This is a genomic window from uncultured Clostridium sp. (genome assembly GCF_947039605.1).
Taxonomy (GTDB): Bacteria; Bacillota; Clostridia; order Clostridiales; family Clostridiaceae; genus Sarcina.
Genome location: NZ_CAMQZG010000020.1, coordinates 1 through 19165 on the forward strand (window position 1 = coordinate 1; position 19165 = coordinate 19165).

The 19165-nt window shown below is 30.7% G+C and carries 15 protein-coding genes and 1 riboswitch; all 15 genes read right to left on the reverse strand.

Annotated elements, in window-relative coordinates; genetic code table 11:
* Positions 1-337: 337 nt before the first annotated feature.
* Entirely contained in the window at positions 338-1282 is a 945-nt protein-coding gene (locus Q0V24_RS09015) for a hypothetical protein (protein ID WP_297520632.1), read from the reverse strand.
* A 12-nt stretch (positions 1283-1294) separates the two neighbouring features.
* Positions 1295-2194: a hypothetical protein gene (locus Q0V24_RS09020; protein ID WP_297520634.1), complete on the reverse strand. Its 900-nt coding sequence runs from the start codon at positions 2192-2194 to the stop codon at positions 1295-1297.
* 107 nt (positions 2195-2301) lie between these two features.
* Positions 2302-3210: a hypothetical protein gene (locus tag Q0V24_RS09025; protein ID WP_297520636.1), complete on the reverse strand. Its 909-nt coding sequence runs from the start codon at positions 3208-3210 to the stop codon at positions 2302-2304.
* Between the two features lie 563 nt (positions 3211-3773).
* On the reverse strand, positions 3774-4277 hold the full coding sequence (locus Q0V24_RS09030; RefSeq protein ID WP_297520638.1) for an ECF transporter S component: 504 nt from the start codon (positions 4275-4277) through the stop codon (positions 3774-3776).
* 545 nt (positions 4278-4822) lie between these two features.
* Positions 4823-6355 carry a glutamine-hydrolyzing GMP synthase gene (gene guaA / locus Q0V24_RS09035; RefSeq protein ID WP_297520736.1) on the reverse strand — a complete coding sequence of 511 codons (1533 nt, stop codon included), beginning with the start codon at positions 6353-6355 and terminating at the stop codon, positions 4823-4825.
* 36 nt (positions 6356-6391) lie between these two features.
* Positions 6392-7846, reverse strand: a complete 1455-nt coding sequence (gene guaB / locus Q0V24_RS09040) for an IMP dehydrogenase (protein WP_297520640.1) — start codon at positions 7844-7846, stop codon at positions 6392-6394.
* 174 nt (positions 7847-8020) lie between these two features.
* A riboswitch (purine riboswitch) is annotated at positions 8021-8118 on the reverse strand.
* A gap of 329 nt (positions 8119-8447) precedes the next feature.
* The gene (locus Q0V24_RS09045; protein WP_297520642.1) at positions 8448-10706 is read right to left on the reverse strand and encodes a hypothetical protein; all 2259 of its coding nucleotides are present in this window, start codon (positions 10704-10706) and stop codon (positions 8448-8450) included.
* 24 nt (positions 10707-10730) lie between these two features.
* The gene (locus Q0V24_RS09050; protein WP_297520644.1) at positions 10731-11399 is read right to left on the reverse strand and encodes a PilW family protein; all 669 of its coding nucleotides are present in this window, start codon (positions 11397-11399) and stop codon (positions 10731-10733) included.
* 145 nt (positions 11400-11544) lie between these two features.
* Positions 11545-12780, reverse strand: coding sequence for a hypothetical protein (locus tag Q0V24_RS09055; protein WP_297520646.1), 1236 nt, complete (start codon positions 12778-12780; stop codon positions 11545-11547).
* Positions 12770-13339: a PilN domain-containing protein gene (locus tag Q0V24_RS09060; RefSeq protein ID WP_297520648.1), complete on the reverse strand. Its 570-nt coding sequence runs from the start codon at positions 13337-13339 to the stop codon at positions 12770-12772. Before Q0V24_RS09060 ends, Q0V24_RS09055 begins: the two co-directional genes overlap by 11 nt.
* 15 nt (positions 13340-13354) lie before the next feature.
* A complete protein-coding gene (gene pilM, locus Q0V24_RS09065) occupies positions 13355-14530 on the reverse strand; it encodes a pilus assembly protein PilM (protein WP_297520650.1) in 1176 nt (391 codons plus the stop codon).
* A 154-nt stretch (positions 14531-14684) separates the two neighbouring features.
* Positions 14685-15218 (reverse strand): type II secretion system protein, encoded by a 534-nt coding sequence (locus tag Q0V24_RS09070; RefSeq protein ID WP_297520651.1) that lies wholly within the window; start codon positions 15216-15218, stop codon positions 14685-14687.
* Positions 15219-15297: 79 nt separating this feature from the next.
* A complete protein-coding gene (locus Q0V24_RS09075) occupies positions 15298-16509 on the reverse strand; it encodes a type II secretion system F family protein (protein ID WP_297520653.1) in 1212 nt (403 codons plus the stop codon).
* A gap of 33 nt (positions 16510-16542) precedes the next feature.
* Positions 16543-18228 (reverse strand): GspE/PulE family protein, encoded by a 1686-nt coding sequence (locus Q0V24_RS09080; RefSeq protein ID WP_297520656.1) that lies wholly within the window; start codon positions 18226-18228, stop codon positions 16543-16545.
* Positions 18229-18388: 160 nt separating this feature from the next.
* The gene (locus Q0V24_RS09085; protein WP_297520658.1) at positions 18389-19150 is read right to left on the reverse strand and encodes an A24 family peptidase; all 762 of its coding nucleotides are present in this window, start codon (positions 19148-19150) and stop codon (positions 18389-18391) included.
* Positions 19151-19165: the final 15 nt, after the last annotated feature.

Consider the following 19165-nt stretch of genomic DNA (forward strand, 5'->3'; position numbering starts at 1 on the left):
GCTCTCGCTGCATAAATTGCTGCTGCAAGACCTGCTGGACCTGAACCAACTACAATTATATCAATATTTTTAACTTCTTTACTCATACTCTTATCCTCCATCTCAAATATAATTAATTTTATATATCTCATACTTTTTTACAAATATGCTTTTTACTTATTTTTATTTTTCAAATAATATTTAACTATCTTGTTAAATTGTTTTGTTTTGTTTTGTACTCTTACCTCGACTACATTTTCTATTCTATACCCTTTTGGATATAAAAAAAAGAAGGCACTTTTTAGTAACCAACTTACCATAAAGTACCTTCATCTAATTTTATTCAAATAATCATATTTTAAAATCTACTTACACTTACCATAAGATTTTCATTTTTTGCTATTTGTCCATTATAATAACTTATGAATCGTTTAACTTTATTTATATCCGCTGTTGTCCATTCTTTTGGTGGATTCTCAAGTAAATAACTCCAATATGTTTTACTAGCTAATTCAGCTAATATATACGCCCTATATATTCCTATTTGATATCCTGTACTATAAATTTTCGGAACCGGTGCATCTACACTCTCTTGTGTTTTATTTACTACTTTATTATATAGCTTTTCATATTTTTCAGGTAATTTAACATTCTGAATTGCCTCTATTTCTGATTTAGGTAATTGAACATGTGATGGTTTAAGTTCATTATCATTATATATATACCCTATAATTCCACCTATACTACCTTGTGATGAACTTGCTGCTTTGTTAAATCGCTTATACATGCCTTGTGCACCCTTTATAAATGATTTACTAGCATTTTTAGGTGGGTTATTATAAATTTTAAACCAATAATTTGCCCAATATGTAGCGACTTGTGTATAGTAAACTTGAGTGTAATAACTATACATATAAGGGTCAGCCTCTATTGGAGTGCTATATAATGCTTTACTTAATTGATACTTTTCTATTGGTGTTAAATAGCCATCTGTAGAATCAGTTTTTTTACTTAATTGATCCTCTAAATCTGCTATTGTCTTCTTTTGACTATCTATAGTCCCCTTATCAGATTCAATGTTATCATTTAACCCTGAAATTGTTTTTTTATTAGTTGAGATAGCTCCATTTAAGTCCCCTATCTTATTATTTGCTTCTGTCATTGCTATCTTTGATGAACTTATATAAGCTTGTACATTATTAAAACTATTTTCAAATTCTTTCTTATGAAATGGTATTATACTAATACCAGCAATCATTAATGTACTAGCTACCACACCAGCTAAAACTTTAACTTTTAACATTTATAATTCCTCCTATTGTCCTTTATTTAATATATTTTGTAATTCTGTTACTGTAGGCCTAGCATTTGTAGTATACTCATTTAAATTATTTGCAACTGAAGTTACAAAATTATTTGCTTTAAGAACCTCATTATATTCATACTCATAACTACTCTTATAACTATTAAGCTTACTAATCACATCACTAGCTTGCTGCTTTGCTTTTGTAGCCTCTGCTTCTGCTTTTTTAACTTGCTCATTTGCCTCTTTCACTGCATTTTCAGCATCTTTAATCTTCTTTTGTGCATTATCAATTGCAACTTTATTTACTTTTGCTACATCTGAATCACTATTTTTAATTTTCTCATTAGCTTTGTTGATATCTGATATTGAATTATTTATATTTTTAGCGCTTTCTATCTTCGCATTATTAGCATCAACAATAGCTTGTTTATCCTTATTAATTGCTATCTCATACTTAGCAATAGCCTTTTTATAATTTGTAAGACTTTGAGTTGCATCATAACTATCTCTCTTAATTTTTAATGCTTTTATCTCATTTTCTAAGTTTGTTTTTTCAATATTAAGGTTATTTATTTCATCTAAATCTTTTTGTTTGTTTTTATCAAAGTTATTTATATTCCCATTGATGGCTGCTAGCTTATCAGTTTTTACTTTTAATAAACTATCAGTCTTTTCTAACTCTAAATTCAACCCTTTAAACTTAGCTGTTTCAGAAGCTAATATTGAATTTGCAATACTTAACTGATTATTTATTTTTTCAATTGGTGACTCTATATAATGGTCTGTTCTAGCATTTGCGACATTTATTGATTTAGGTTTGTTAAAATATAAAAATAATAATACTATTATGACTGCTATTATAACCCCATATATAAACATTGCTGCTTTTGAGTTTAAATATTTTTGCATCTAATTACTCTCTTTCTTCCTATTTAAAATAAAAATAGAGGGCTTACCTCAATTAAAAATAATTTAAGCTAATCCCTCCATTTTTAAATTTAAATTAATTATTTAAATTATTTTGTTGTATTTGAATTTAATGTATTTTGTAAATTTGTTAAAGCTGATTGAGCACCTTGAACTGAAGTTGTTAATTTACTAGCTTCTGTCTTAACGAATTCATTAGCTATTTGTACTTGCTTGTACTCATACTCATAAGCTGCTTTATAATCGTTAGCTTTGTTCATAGCATCTTGTAAATTACCTTTTGCAGTTGCTGCATCTGTTTTAGCTTGTGCTGCTGCTTCTGCTGCTGTTTTAGCTTGTGCTGCTGCTTTATCTGCTGCTTGCTTCGCTGCTGCTTTGTCTGCCGCTGAAGCATCTGCTGCCTTCTTAGCTGCTGCTGCCGCTGCATCTTTAGCTGCTTGAGCTGCTTTCTCTGCATCCGCTGCTTTTGTGTTAGCTGTATCTGCTGCTGTTTGAGCATCTGATACTTTCTTATCTGCTTTTGCTTGTGCTTCCGCTGCATCTTTTTTAGCTTGTGCTGCTGCTTGTGCTGCATCTTTTGCATCTTGCTTAGCTTTAGCTAATTGACCTTGTAAATCTTTAACTTGGTTTTGTAGCGCTGCTACTTGACCTTCTAAAGCTGCTTTTTCTTTAGTAAGCTTATCTATTGTTGCTTGATCTTTAACATTTTGCGCTTTAGCTGTTGTTAACTCTCCGTTTACTTTAGCTAAACTCTTTTGAGCTGCTGTTAAACTAGCTTGAGTATCTGCTTGCTTGCTTGTAAGATCATTAATTTTTGTTTGATCATTTTTTAGTGTTGTTGTTGCTTGCTCCATTGTCGCTGTTGATGTCTTTATAAAAGCATCAGTTTTTTGTGTAGCTAATGTTAATGGTGTCCCATCAAATTTAAGTAACGCAATTGCAATTGCACCTGTTACTGCCGCTCCGGCTACTAGCATCATTAATTTAGATTTTATCATTTGTAATTCACTCCTAAAATATTATTTAATTTTATCCATATAAACAAACTGTTTGTTCCTTGCTTAAACTAATATACAGTAGCTAACCCTCATTGTAAATTGGTTTTTTTATCCATCTATTTTTCATACTCCGCCTCTATTTTTATTAAAACAATCTTTTTATTTATTATTTAAAGATAATTTAATACCAAAATATATTTTTATTTATTAAACTATCAAATTACTCACTTAAACTAGTTGTTTATGCATTCTTATTTCTCTTGTCAACTAATAATATACTTTTTTACCATTTTACTAGTAATTTACTTGTTAAATTACAAAACTATTTCTTTAGTAACATTTAATTTGCTTATTCATCACATTTATTAAATAAAATTATCATTTTCATATTTTTTAGGTATTTATATTATAATAGTAGTTTTTTTAAGAAAATAATTTAGATATATTAATATTATCTTTTACACTTCACATCATTTTGTAATAATTTCAAATAATACCAATAAAAAAACACTATAATTTAAAGATTTTCACTTTAAACTATAGTGTTTTTACTCCTTAGTATATTACTTAAACAAAACATACATATCTTTTTTCATAGCACTCGCTACCTTATTAAATATTAAAACTGTCAGACCTGCATCTGCTAAATGATGAAGTATTGCACCAACTGCTGTAACAATAACAACCTCATACATTGAAAAACCAAAAGGAATTACTACAAGTCCCTCTAAAATCCCATGTAGTATAGAAGTAATTAAAGCTGCATATTTCATACTTTTCTTTTTTTCTATTATCTTAGCTCCAATAACTCCAACTGGTATATGCATTAAAGCCCTTGCCACAACAGGTGCTGGCATACCAGCAAGTACAAAGCCCATCCCAGAACCAAATCCAACAGCAGCCGCTACCTTAGGCGATATAAGCATAGATACAAACATAGGTATATGTGCCCCTATAGTAGCTGTAAAAGGTCCTATAATAATTCTTAAAAATCCAAAACTAACCGGAATAATAATAGCCATTGCTATAAGAAGTGATGTAGTAACCATTTTCTTTGTCCTATTCATCTTAATGTCCCCCTTCAAATTAAGTTAAATAAAATTAACTCCATAGTTTAAATAATATCATATGTAAATTTTTACAAGCAACAAAAAAATCACCCTATTCTACAATAGAGTGATTTTTAAAGATTCGTTTAATTTATTAATTCATTAATTTAAATTCGTTTTATCTTTTGTTAATTTATTTATATGTAGTAACCAGATTTACTGGTTACTCTAAATTCAATTTATAATTTTTATGAAACTCTATTTAGATTCGTTGGCTAAATAGGTTTTCTATATTTAAAATTGTATTATTTATCTTTATTACTACTACTTTATAATTGCTGCACTTAGATACTTAACCTTTCGATACAGTATCTAAGCAAATTTACTTATAATAAGGAAAACATCACTATTCCTTTTATAAGTTTTTTGATTTAAAGGAAACTCGACTCACATTCGTTCGCTGAGTAAGAATTTATACCCAAATCATAGCTTTAAATGAACACAACCAAACAAGTTGGTTGCGAAAGTTCCACTACCCAAATCATAGATTTGGAGTGTCACTTTTATTCCCATTCTATAGTTGCAGGTGGTTTAGAAGTTACATCATAAACTATTCTATTTACTCCTGGAACTTCATTAACTATCCTTCTTGATACTACTTCAATTACTTCGTAAGGAATATGATACCAATTAGATGTCATACCATCTGTTGATTTAACTGCTCTAAGACCTACTGTGTGACAATAAGTTCTTGCATCCCCCATAACTCCAACTGATTGGATGTTAGGTAAAACTGCAAAGTACTGCCATATATCTTCATCAAGACCTGCATTTGCAACTTCTTCTCTAAATATTGCATCAGCTTCTCTAACTATTTCAAGTTTTTCTTCAGTTACATCACCAAGAACTCTTATTCCAAGACCTGGTCCTGGGAAAGGCTGTCTCCATACTAATTTATGTGGAATTCCAAGCTCTTCTCCAACAGCTCTAACTTCATCTTTAAATAATTCTCTTAAAGGTTCAATAAGTTTGAACTCCATATCCTCTGGAAGTCCACCAACATTGTGGTGACTCTTAATCACAGCTGATGTTTCAGTTCCACTCTCAACTACATCTGGGTAAATTGTACCTTGAACTAAGAACTTAATATCTCCAAGCTTTTTAGACTCTTCTTCAAATACTCTAATAAACTCTTCACCAATTATTTTTCTCTTAGCCTCTGGCTCTGATACTCCAGCAAGTTTTCCAAGGAATCTCTCCTTAGCATTAACTCTTATAAGATTCATATCAAATTGTTCACTAAAGATTTTCTCAACTTGATCTCCCTCATCTTTTCTAAGTAAACCATGATCTACAAATATACAAGTAAGTTGCTTACCAACAGCTTTGTGAATCATAACAGCCGCAACTGATGAATCAACCCCACCTGATAAAGCACATATAAGTTTTTGATCTCCAACAAGCTCTTTAATTTCCTTAATCTTAGTCTCAGCAAAAGCTGACATTGTCCAAGATTTTTCAAGTCCACATATATCGTGTACAAAGTTTGCAAGAAGTTTTCTTCCAAATGGAGTATGCTCTACCTCTGGATGGAACTGAACTCCATAAATTTTCTTCTGTGCATTTTCAATAGCTGCCATAGGTGAATTCCCTGTTTTAGCAGTTACTTTGAAACCTGTTGGTGCTTCTTCTACATAATCTACATGTGTCATCCAACAAAATTCATTTGCTGAAATCCCTTTGAATAACTCTGATGTTGTATCAATTTCAATAGCAGTTTTACCATGCTCTCCACTTGGAGCTGTAGTAACCTTTCCACCTAAAGCATGAGCCATTAATTGCTCACCATAGCATATTCCAAGAACTGGAACACCGATTTCATAGATAGCCTTATCTATTGATGGTGATTTACTATCATAAACTGAATTTGGTCCACCTGTAAAGATTATTCCTTTTGGGTTTCTTGATTTTATCTTCTCTACCCCATGTGTATAAGGAACTATTTCACAATAAACTCCACACTCTCTAACTCTTCTTGCTATAAGTTGACCATATTGTCCACCAAAGTCAACAATTAAAACTAAATCCTTCATAATATAAATCTCCTTTGCACTAATATATTTATCTAAACGTTACTGACTTACACTGTAATTTGGAGCTTCTTTTGTAATATTAATATCATGTGGGTGACTTTCTCTAAACCCAGCTGATGTTTGAATAACAAATGTAGCTGTATCAAATAATATATCAAGATTTGCAGAACCAAGATACCCCATACCTGATCTTATTCCACCAAGAAGTTGGAAAATAGTATCTGATACTGAACCTTTGAAAGCAATTCTTCCTTCAACACCCTCTGGTACAAATTTCTTAGTTCCATTTTGGAAGTATCTATCACTTGACCCTTTAGCCATAGCCCCAAGAGATCCCATTCCTCTATAAACCTTATAACTTCTACCTTGGTATATTTCCATCTCACCTGGAGATTCCTCACACCCTGCAAATAATGAACCCATCATTGCAACTGCTGCCCCCGCTGCAAGCGCCTTAACTATATCTCCTGAATATTTAAGACCTCCATCAGCAATAACTGGAACTCCATATTTTCTTCCTTCTTCAGCACAATCCATAACTGCTGTAAGTTGAGGAACCCCTACTCCTGCAACAATTCTAGTTGTACATATTGAACCAGGACCTATCCCAACCTTAACACAATCAGCACCAGCTTCAATTAAATCTCTTGTAGCCTCTGCTGTTGCAATATTACCAGCTATTATTTGAAGTTTTGGATAAGCTGCTTTAATTTTTCTAACCCCATTCATAACACCCATAGAGTGACCATGAGCAGTATCAAGAGTAATTACATCAACTCCAGCTTCATATAAAGCCTTAACTCTCTCCATCATATCACCTGTAATTCCAACAGATGCCCCACATAAAAGTCTTCCTCTAGAATCCTTTGCTGCAGTTGGATAAGCTTTAGTTTTTTCTATATCCTTAATTGTAATAAGACCAGTTAAATTACCATCCTTATCTACAAGTGGAAGTTTTTCAACTTTGTGTTGTTTTAAGATTTCAAGTGCATCCTCTACCTTAGTTCCCTCAGGAGCTGTAAATAGTGGGCTTTTAGTCATTATCTCTGAAATCTTTCTCTCATAGTTTGTTTCAAAAACAATATCTCTATTTGTAAGAATTCCAACAAGTTTTTTATTATCTGTAATTGGAACACCAGAAATTCTATATCTAGCCATTAACTCTAAAGCCTCAGCAACAGTGTTGTTCTCACCAAGGAATATTGGATCTGTAATAACCCCATTCTCTTGTCTTTTAACTCTATCAACTTCCTGTGCTTGCTCCTCGATTGACATGTTCTTGTGGATGATTCCTATTCCACCTTCCCTAGCCATAGCAATTGCCATCTTAGATTCAGTAACTGTATCCATACTTGCACTCATAAGTGGTATGTTTAAAGTTATTGTCTTAGTAAGTTTAGTTTTTAAACTAACCTCGTTAGGTAAAATTTCTGATTTGTTTGGTACTAATAATAAGTCATCAAATGTATAAGCCTGCTTTAATATCTTTGCCATCTTAAAATCCCTCCACTAAAATATTCTTTAAATTCTATATTGCAAGTTAACTTGCATGTTATTTTCAAAAGTGAATTTTTAAATTCATAAGTTTCTTTAATAAAATTTTGATTTTTTTCTAAAAAAAGACATATTAATCTCCTAAGTGAGTTAATATGTCTTTACTTTAAAAGTTAGCTATATCAAATCACTCATAGAGGAGAATTAATGGTTCTCCGTAGATACACCTTGCCATATCCAAGATTTATACGAGTATTTTAAAAATATTTCTTTTTTTAGTTCGTTGATTTTTATTAATTATATTCTATTCCAATATAGCTTGTCAACCAAATAACTCCCTATTTTAAAATGATTTTTTTAATTCATCAAAATATTAACTAGACATAAAAGTTGCATAAATCATTCGTTTTTTGAAGTAATCAATATCATTTTGCAATATTAACTTTTAGTATTACCTAAAATCCAAAAATAACACACTTTTACTATGTAAAATTAAATTTAACTAAAGAAAAAGAGCATAAGGTATGTTAAAAAAACATACTACCTATACTCCTTGAAATTTATTTTCTATAATATTGTTCGTGTTTTTTTATTTTAGAAATTAGAAATGTTCTGGTTTATCTACACATTGAACATCAATTCCCCAAAAATCTATAGTTTTTTCTAAATCCCCCTCATTAGTAACAGAGTTAACATCTTCTGATATATTTTCTTTAGGTGTTCCACTATCTATATTTATTCCAATCTTAAAACTTTGTCCGATTAGACTTTGTGTTTTAATCGTATCAATAAATTCTGGTATATATTGATCTATTGTTAATAAATAAGTTTTTCCTGCTTCTAATGTATAACTATCTTTTCCTGTATCAATTTGTTTAACTTCCTTATTACTTATATCATATAAAGTTGTTATTCCTAATTTAAAATCAGGATTACTAATTCCTACAATATCTTTTGTATCTAAGACAGGTTTTATTGTAATTGTATTTGCATTTTCACTTTTCACTGGTAATTTTATTATCATACCAGCTCCAAAATCATTTCCAACTGCAAGTTCTGCTACTGATAACTCATCTAAAAGATGACTACTCGCCCATTGTACATCTTGAATATCATCTTCTATATCTTTAGGTCTACCTGGTAATTGCTTTCTTCCATTATATAATCCTGTATTTACTACATAAGGAGCTTCTGCATTGTACCACCATGTTAAAAGATCTTCTCCCTCTTCAAAATCTTTTGGATTATTGAAAAGAACTTCTATTGTTTCCCCATTATATTCAACAATTAATTTCACTTCTATATTTTTAGGATCTGACATATCAAACCCCAAAGGATCAGCTCCTTTTAAATCTATAATTTTAACTCTTGTTGTTATAAACTGTTCTACTGGCTGTAATTTTTCATCATATTCAAGCTCTATCTCTCTACTAACATCCTCAGTATGAATTTTAATTCCATCATTTTTTGATGTAACATTCAAAGTAGCTTTTATACTTATAGGATTTATTGCCTTACTATTTATTCTTGAAAAATCATCATAATACGGTTTTTTAATATCTGGTATAATTCCCTCTAATCTTTTAATAGCATCATTCAATACCATTTCTTCACTTGCTATACCATAATTTATTCCATACCATCTTGTATTACTTTCTTCATTGATAATAACTTCATTAATAACCTGATTAACATATTCTTCTGCCAATACTTCATCTTCAACAACAAATCCATCTTTCTCAATTATTGTTGAAAGCATTGTTGTATTCCCCTCTGATACTTGAGTATAATAATTAGGATTTTCTGCCGAAACTATAATAATACTATCTTCACTCTCACTATTATTAGATACTATTTGTGCTTTTCTTATAGCCTCTCCAAGATTTCCACTTTTATCACTACTCTCAATTTTATCAATTAAAGAACTAAGCTCACTTATTGAAAAAACTTCTTTATCATCTATTTTAATAATTTCTGCTTCCTCACCATAAACCACAAGTGAAGCTGTAGAATTACTAGCTGTAATTTCTTCTAAGGATTTTTTTATAGACTCCCTAGCATTCTCTTCATTTCCACCTTGTATGTCTATAACAGACTTATCTACAACATAAATAAGATTTCTTTTTTCATTATTTAAAGTACTAGCTGGCTCTATAACTTCATCCACTACCTTTGATATAACACCTGGATTTATTGAATGCTTTAGTGTAAACTCTCTTCCTAAACCTACTGTTAAAGGTTCTTGTCTTTCTCCTAATACACTGCCACCTTCATAGTATAAATTTGCAATATTAATTTTAAACTCTGTACTTAATCCTACTGACCTTTTTGTTGATACGTTACTACCATATGCTAATGTATTATAATTTAATTTTACCTTTCCATTAAAATCAAAATCTTTGGCATTATCAACTTTGTATTTTAAATCAATATAATATTCCGGTCCTACTAACCTTAAATCTTGTGGAGTTACATCTCCAGTATGGATATATTCTATCTCTCCTAATTCAATAATATTGTTTTTTACTAAAGCATTTTTTTCTGCCCATCTATCACTCTTAAAATTCTTATAACGAATATTAGCACTAATAAGCTCCATTCCATCTATAGGATCGACTTCTAAACTATTTTCTATTGACTTTAAACTAGGACCTGAATTAGCTTGTATCTCACCAGTATTAATTTTAATGCTAATAGTTGATGTTGATTTATTATATATTTCTATAGGATTAATTTTAGCATTAAAGGTCATTTTTTGATCATTAGGTGCATCTATAGCTTCTGCCATTTTATTAGAAACAAAAAATCCACCTACTCCAACAACTGCTAAAGCTAAAACTCCAATTATAATTTTTTTCATTTTATCTCACCCCACTCTTATAATCTATCTTGCATTTCTTAAACTTAATTCAATAGTATGCTCATGTTCTATTTTTTCACCATAATAGTCTTCTTCTAAAATAAGTTTTAAACTAACACTTTTTTCTTTAGCTACTTGAATTTTTAAATCTTCCTCAAATGATTTTCCATGAGTTGTTGAAACTCCATTTTTAATAAAAGTTTTTATTCTTTCATTTTCAATGCTAATTTCTTTCAAGTTTTTTGTAACTGTATTAATTTTATACCAATCTGTCATTGGACTTGTTGGGTTTTCTGTATCTATTTTTTGTGTATGATGTGCCCATAATTCTAACTCATTAGCATTAGTTCCTGAACCATAAGCTATCTTAGTGACATTGTTATAGTCTGTTTTTTCATACTCACCTGCATTCAATAAATCAAATACAATTGCTATTATTTCCCCATTATCACTTCCACCTATATAGCCATCAAGTTCATTTATCCCCCTCATTTCTAAAATATTACTCATCATACTTTCTGTTACTAAAGTTCCTTCAAACTGTAAATCTTGTCTTACATCAAGTTCTCTTGATTTTTTTTGAGTTGTATTTACAAAAGAAAATATCAGTGTTATAACCAAACTCATAAGTCCTAGTGCAACAATAAGCTCTAAAAGAGTAAGACCTCTCCTAGTCTTTAAATTACTTTTCAAATCTAAATCACCCTACTTTAAATTATTTCTTTTTATTTATATTTTTAGAAAACAATTTAATTCCTTATTATAAATATCTTTTTAAAGAATAAGCTAAAGAAAACTTAATTTCTTTAGCTATTAGCATATATATATAATTAAATTACTATCTGCTTGTATACTGAACATTTCCATCTGTTTCTATCTTAACTCTTGGGTTTGCTTTATCATCCCCATTTATTTCAACTTCAACCTTCTTGTCAGTAGTATTCTTAACTTTAAGCTTTACAGCAACTCTATCTTCTCCACTACTTCTCTTCTCTGATGTAACCCCTATCTTGATATTTCCTTTAGGTACAAAGTCTATACCACCTGCTTTAGGGTAAACTTCTGATCCCATTTTATATTTCACAAGATATTTATCACCTTCTTGGTAAAACTCTATAATAACTTCTTCTATTTCATTATCATCATTAAGAAGCTTAGTTCTTCCTGTTGGGTCATTTGGTCTTCCAACGCTTATTGAAGGCATATCAGAATTAAAAGGTTTTAAAATAACATTCATTGAAACTGCTTCTGAATCTTCATTCTCTACACTATCAATATTTGTATATGCATCATCAAATGGATTATCTTTCCCACTAGTTCCCTCTGCTTTAAAATCATAGTAATCTCCAAACTCTCCGTTTAATCTTGGAGCTGAGTAGAATTCCATACTTAAAGTACCTGAAACTTCTCCATTCCCACTTGGTGCCATACTAATATCTGGTATTGCAACAAGGTATTTATAATCCTCTATAAGTTTAATAAACTTAACTACATTCTCATACTTTCCCTTAAAACTTCCACTAACCTTCATCTGCTGAACATTAATAGTAGATTCTTCTTCTTTCTTTTCTTCTTTTGGCTTTTTATCTTCTTTTTTATCTTGTCCATTTTCTTTTTTATACTCAATCTTCTTATCTTCTGGCATTTTAGTATTATACTCTTCAATTAAAGAATCTAAACTATTAGCCATAATTTGTTCTTCTTCTTTAGATGTAAAATATTCTGAAATTGGTGCATATGTTACTTCTGAATAATTAAAGTTTACATCTATTCCAGCCTTAACTCTTAGATCTGAAAGTTCTTTTATAAGTTTTGACTGCCATATATCTGGATATATCTTATCATTAGCATCATCGATACTAAATTCTAATAACTTTATATCCTTTTCATTTTTCTTTATTGCTGCTATCTCTGACTGCTTCTTTGTATACTCTGTTTCTAAAGTAGAAAGTTCAAGTGTCTTTGAATCTATTCTGTCTACATGTGGTTTATATCCTAAATAATAATATCCTACTCCTATAGCCCCTATTAAAAGGAACCCAAGCATGACTCTTTCCTTTTCACTAATTTTCATTATAAACCTCCTCTAGAACACAAGTAATTGAAAAACTATATTCTGCTGGTGCTCCAAAATCTGAATTTACACTTGGTATAAATGATTCCTTAACCATTGGAAGTTTATCAAGATTATACTTCATATCAGCAGCTTCCTTATCACTCTTAGCTGTAACATTCATTACAATTGTTCCACCTTGAATTGCCAAACTCTTCAAGTTAGCTCCACTTGGTACTGTTGAATTTATTTGCTTAACTATTGCAGTATCAATTATAGTTCTATCAATTATTCCATCATGAACTGTCATAAGAGCTGTATTATACCCTTGCAGAAGTCCTTTTTCTAAAATAACAAGTTCTGCTTCTTTATGGTCTGCTATAAACTTACTATTATCTAAATTAGTAGTTACAGCTTTTATATCATCAACTAAAGTTTTTTCTTGGAACATATTATAACCTAAGGTTCCAGATATCCCAATCATAACGACAGCTGCTGTTGCCATTAAAACAGTTTGAGTTGTACTTCTCTCATGCTCCTTTACATATGGTGCAAAAAAGTTAATGTCTCTTGCTATCATGCCTTATCCCTCCCCTTAGAATCTTATTATTGTTCCTATTGCATTTATAAATTGATCTATGTTCGCTACATTTACATTCTTACCTAAATCTACTCCATCAAATTCATTTATCTTTTCAGTTTCAATATCAAGTCTTTCCTGCATGTATGGAGCAAGTCCCTTAAGCTTTGCACCACCACCATAGATATAAACCTTTTCTACTCTTTGCTGCTCTTTGTTACCATAGAACTGAGTTATTCTTGTAATATCATCTATCCATCTATTGATATAACCCTTAGTAACATCATTGATTTCAACTTGCTCGTCAGTAAGCTCTGTAGCCATAAGATCACATTGCTCTGTTTTTAAAACTTCTGCCTCATCATAATGCTTACCAATTCTAAGACCTATAGATCTATCAATTTCATCCTGTGATGCTTCAATACTTCTCATAAATTGAAGTTTACCATCCGCTATAATTGATGTATTAAAAGTATTTCTTCCCATATCTATAAATAAATGAACCTTCTTTCTATCAATAGGTTGTCCATTTATAGTTTTTACATGGTTAAAGAACTTTTGCAATGAATTGTTTGTAACATCAAGCGAACATGGTCTAAGCTTAGCTCCTGTCTCTGAAATAATACCCAAGAAATTCTTTATAAGTTTAATTGGATAAACTATAACTAGAACCTTTTGCTTCATAACCCCATCAACCTCAACCTTACCAGCATCAGTAAACTGAATTTGATAATCAGCAAGATTTATAGGAAGATACTGTCTAAGCTCACTCTCAACAAGCATTTGTCTCTCTGCAATTGTAATTTCATCAGTATCAGCAATAGTAACCTCTCTACTCATAACACTTCCCGCAATACTTGTGAAAGAAATATCCTTTGCAGAAACATGCCACTTCATAAATGCCATTTTCAAAGCATTTGTAATACTTGGAAGATTTCTAAGCTCTCCCTTTTCCACAATATCCGCTGGTGACTCTATCTTTAAAGCAGATATAATCTGAATAGTATCCTTCTTCTTCTTTGCCTCAAGAATCTTGATATACTTGCTTCCTATATCAATAGAAACCATCTTAACATCAACAATCTTTGGAAGTTTCTTAATCTTTCTCTTCTTCTTGACAACGGGCTTGCTAGTCTCAATATCTTTTTCCTCGACCCCAGTTTTTATAGCCTCATCTAATTTACCTACCATCTTCTCACCTCTAAAGCCTAATTTAATCTACTTATCTTATACTAATTCCCTTTTAAACCCTTAAAATCTATAAATTTAGTTTTATTATTAAAATATAAATTTCTAAAAAAAACACCTTAAAATCCTTATTTTAAGGTGTTTTCTTTTTAATTTATTATTTTACTTCCGCAGAATTACTATCATAAATCTCTGCTCCAACTGTTGTTATAGTATTATCTTCAAATAATAATACTTTTACATCTGGAGACTTCGTACCTAATCCTGTAGCTACAATTTCCCATATAGCTTTTTTATCATTTCCTTGTGGCCCTTTTCCATCATTGATAGTTTTTTCTATTTTTTTTATTTCATCAGTCGTAAACATTATCGCCTCAGCTGTTGAACCCACTTCAACTAAACCTAGTTTTCCATCTGATTTATATCCATATAATCCTGATTTTATATCTTCTGTTTCTGTAGCTGCATCATCAGTTACCTTACCTGATATACTACCATCTTGAACTAACATAGTTACTGCTTTATCTATTAAATCAGCTCCTCTTTTATCAGAGCTAATTTTTGAATTTTCTCTGATTTGGTTGAAGTTTGGTATAGCTATTAAAGCTATGATTGCTAATACCGCTAATACTACGATTAACTCGATAAGCGTGAATCCTTTTTTCTTGTTTTTTAACTTGTTTTTTAACATTGACAAGTCCCCCTTAAATTTTTATTATTTTTTATTTTAAAAACTCACTTGAGTTTTAAAACCAGTTTTATAGATGTTATTACATCATTAAGTTATACATTTCAAACATCGGTGTAAGTATTGATATTATTAAGAATCCACATATTACACCCATTGTTACAATCATTAGCGGTTCTATAATTGAAGTGATTGCTTCAATCGCTCTTTCAAGTTCTTCTTCATAAAAATCTGCTGTTTTATTAAGAATATTATCTAAAGAACCTGACTCTTCACCTATTTTAATCATAGAACTAAGCATTAACGGAAATACTCCTGTGTCTCTGATTGGTTCTGCAAGACCTTCACCTTTTAGAATTTTATCTTTTACTGATTTTATTTCATTCTCAGCAAATCTATTTCCTAAAACTCCACCAACAATCTCAAGTCCATCTATTATAGGAACTCCTGATGTTAGTACCGTAGCTAAACTTCTTGCAAATTTTGATACAACTGCTTTTTGATTTATATCTTTAAAAGGTGAATATCTTAATTTAAAGATATTATAATACCTTTCTGTTGTTTCAACTTTTCTAGTTAAGTAGTAGAATACTCCACCCATAACTCCTACTATTCCAATTGCTAAGAAAATATTTTCTCTAAGCCATGTACTCATAGCAAGTGTAAGTTGTGTTGTCCATGGTAGTTCTCCACCATAATCATCAAACATACTTACAAACATCGGCATAACAAATACAAGAATTATAACCATTACTATTACTGTTACTATTGCAAGTACAGTCGGATATATCATTGCATTTTTAATCTTTCCATTTAACTTATGCTGTTTTTCATAATATACAGCCATTCTACTCATCATGGTATCTAACGTACCACTTATCTCCCCAACTTCAACCATTCTTACTAATAGTTCTGGGAATATTTTTTCATGCTTATACAAACTTGATGAAAGGGACTCCCCTTTTTTTATATCATCTTCTACTTCTTTTAATATAATCCTTAGTTTCTTACTTGGTATTTGCTCTGATAACATATTTATTCCAGCATTTATTGTAACTCCCGCTTCAAGCATTGTTGAGAACTGTCTACAAAAAATTGCTATATCTCTAAGACTCACTCCTGAACCAATAGATAAATTCAATTCTTTAGACTGGTTTACTGCTTCAACTTGAAGTGGCATAAGATTATTTGAGTTAAGCATAGAATGTACTGCTTCTATCGAATCAGCTTCATATGAATCACTTTCCATTATCTCGCCTGCACTGCTCATAGCTCTGTAAATAAACTTTGGCATCTTCTAAATTCCTCCTTCCTTACATTGCTTAACTTAATCTATGAACATAAGTGATACTAGCTCTTCTATAGATGTTTTTCTTTCTAAAACTAGTTCTTTACAATTCATAGCTAATGTCTTCATTCCTTTTTTTATAGCTAAATCTTTTAGCTCATCTGAGTTTTTTGTAACTAAGATTAAGTCTTTGATTTCTCTATCTACTTGCAATATTTCGTAAACTCCTATTCTGCCTTTATACCCAAGTTGTCCACAAGCTGTGCAACCATTTCCTCTACTTAACATTATCTCTATATTAGAGTCTATGCCGAGAATCTTCTTTTCATGACTATTTGCAAAATAATCCTCTCTACAACTTGGACAAATTTTTCTAACAAGCCTTTGAGCTATAACTCCCTTAACAGCTGATGCTGCAAGGAATGGTTCAACTCCCATATCTATAAGCCTTAAAATTGATGATGCTGCATCATTTGTATGAAGAGTGCTTAAAACTAAGTGACCTGTAATAGCCGCTCTAACCCCTATTTGAGCAGTTTCACTATCTCTCATTTCCCCTATCATTATGATGTCTGGATCTTGTCTTAACATTGATCTTAGACCTGCTGCAAAAGTAAGACCTGCTTTTGAATTAACATGAACTTGGTTAATTCCCTCAACAGTATACTCAACTGGGTCCTCTATAGTTGTAATATTTTTTTTACCATCATTTATTTCTGATAAAACTGTATATAATGTAGTAGATTTACCACTACCTGTAGGTCCTGTAACAAGAACTATTCCAAAAGGTGATTTAACTATTTTATCAAGTTTCTCTAAAAGTTCTTCGTTCATTCCTAATCTTTCTTTACCTATTTTATAGTTATTTTTATCAAGTATTCTTATAACTACTTTTTCACCAGTTATTAAAGGAATACTTGAAACCCTCATATCTACATCCATTCCATTTATCTCAGTAACTATTCTTCCATCCTGTGGAACCCTTCTTTCTGCTATATTCATACCCGAAAGGATTTTTATTCTAGTTGTAATAGCACTAAGTGCATTTATATCTATATGAAGAATTTCTTTTAATGTACCATCAAGTCTATATCTAACCCTTATAACATCTTCATAAGGCTCGATATGTATATCTGAAACTTTCTGATTAACTGCATCTGCAAGTATCTGGTCAACCATCTTAACTGCTGGTGCATTTTTAATATCATCAAGTTCTATTTCTTTTTTCTTTTTAGATGCTTGTTTTTCCTTTGAAAGTTCCGTAGCTGCATTTTGAACTTTTCTACCTGAGTAAAATCTATCAACTGTACTTTCTATATCCTCTTTTCTTGCTATATATGTTTCTATAGGTGCATTATTAGTAGCAAAACTAATATCATCAATAGCAAACATATTAAGCGGGTCAGAAAAAGCTATCTTAACCTTTGTTCCATCCTCACTAATTCCAAAAGGGAATACTATGTGTTTCTTACATATTGTCTCATTCAAGAATTTGGTTACACTTTTATCTATTGGTGTCGAACTTAGGTCAACTCTTTCAATTCCAAGTTGCTGTTCAAGGATAGTCATTATATCATCCTCTGTAACAAGCCCTTTTTCTATAAAAATCTCACCGAGTCTTTTTCCAGTTCCTTTTTGCTCTTCAAGAGCTTCTATTAACTGAAGATTTGTAATTTTTCTATGATCTATAAGTAAATCTCCAATTCTTAGTTTCTTTTTAAGCATATAACCCTCCTGAATTTTATATTTTTTCCACTTTTATACTTTTATTATATTATTTTACTTTACTTATTACAACAAAATCTTTATAAGTTTTATCGACATTTTTTACTTAAGTCTTAGCTATATGTTCACTTAATTTTTAATCTTCTTTAATCTCCATTAATTAATACATAAATCTTTCTATAAATTCCATCCCTAAAATTAAAACTACATATATAGAAATTGCTATGCTAGGACCAAAAGGCATATAGTCTGTTCTCTTCTTCTTTTTTGTTAGAATTAAAAGACCACCGATTGCTGCACCTATAATAAATGAGAACAAAATCATAAATATACTAAGCTGCCACCCAAGGAATACTCCTCCAAGAACTGCTATTTCTATATCTCCCTCTCCCATTCCGCCTGTAAAGTAGCATATTGCTCCTATTACAACCGCACATATAATCGCACCAAGTATTCCTATAAAAAATTTCTTTATAGAATCTGTAAATCCTAATGAACCATTAAAACTTTCTAATAAAACAAATATTGTTCCAATAACTATTACCGGCATTGTTGTTACTGAATATACGTCAGTTGTGTCATAGTCAATCATTGCTATAACTATTAAAAATAAAACTAATATTGCATATTTTAAAAACTCATATCCTATTCCAAACTTTAAATAAACTATTGTAACTAATACTCCAGTCATAAATTCTATAAATGGATACCTAAAACTTACCTTTGCTCCGCAATATCTGCATTTACCACCTAAAAATAAGTAGCTAAATATTGGGAATAAATCTTTCCATCCAAGCTGATGATTACATGACCCACAACTAGATGGTGGATTAACTATTGATTTTTCTGCTGGTATTCTATAAATACAAACATTAAGAAAACTTCCTATTGTAACAGCAAAAACAAAAACAAAAAATAACATATCATTAATCTCCCA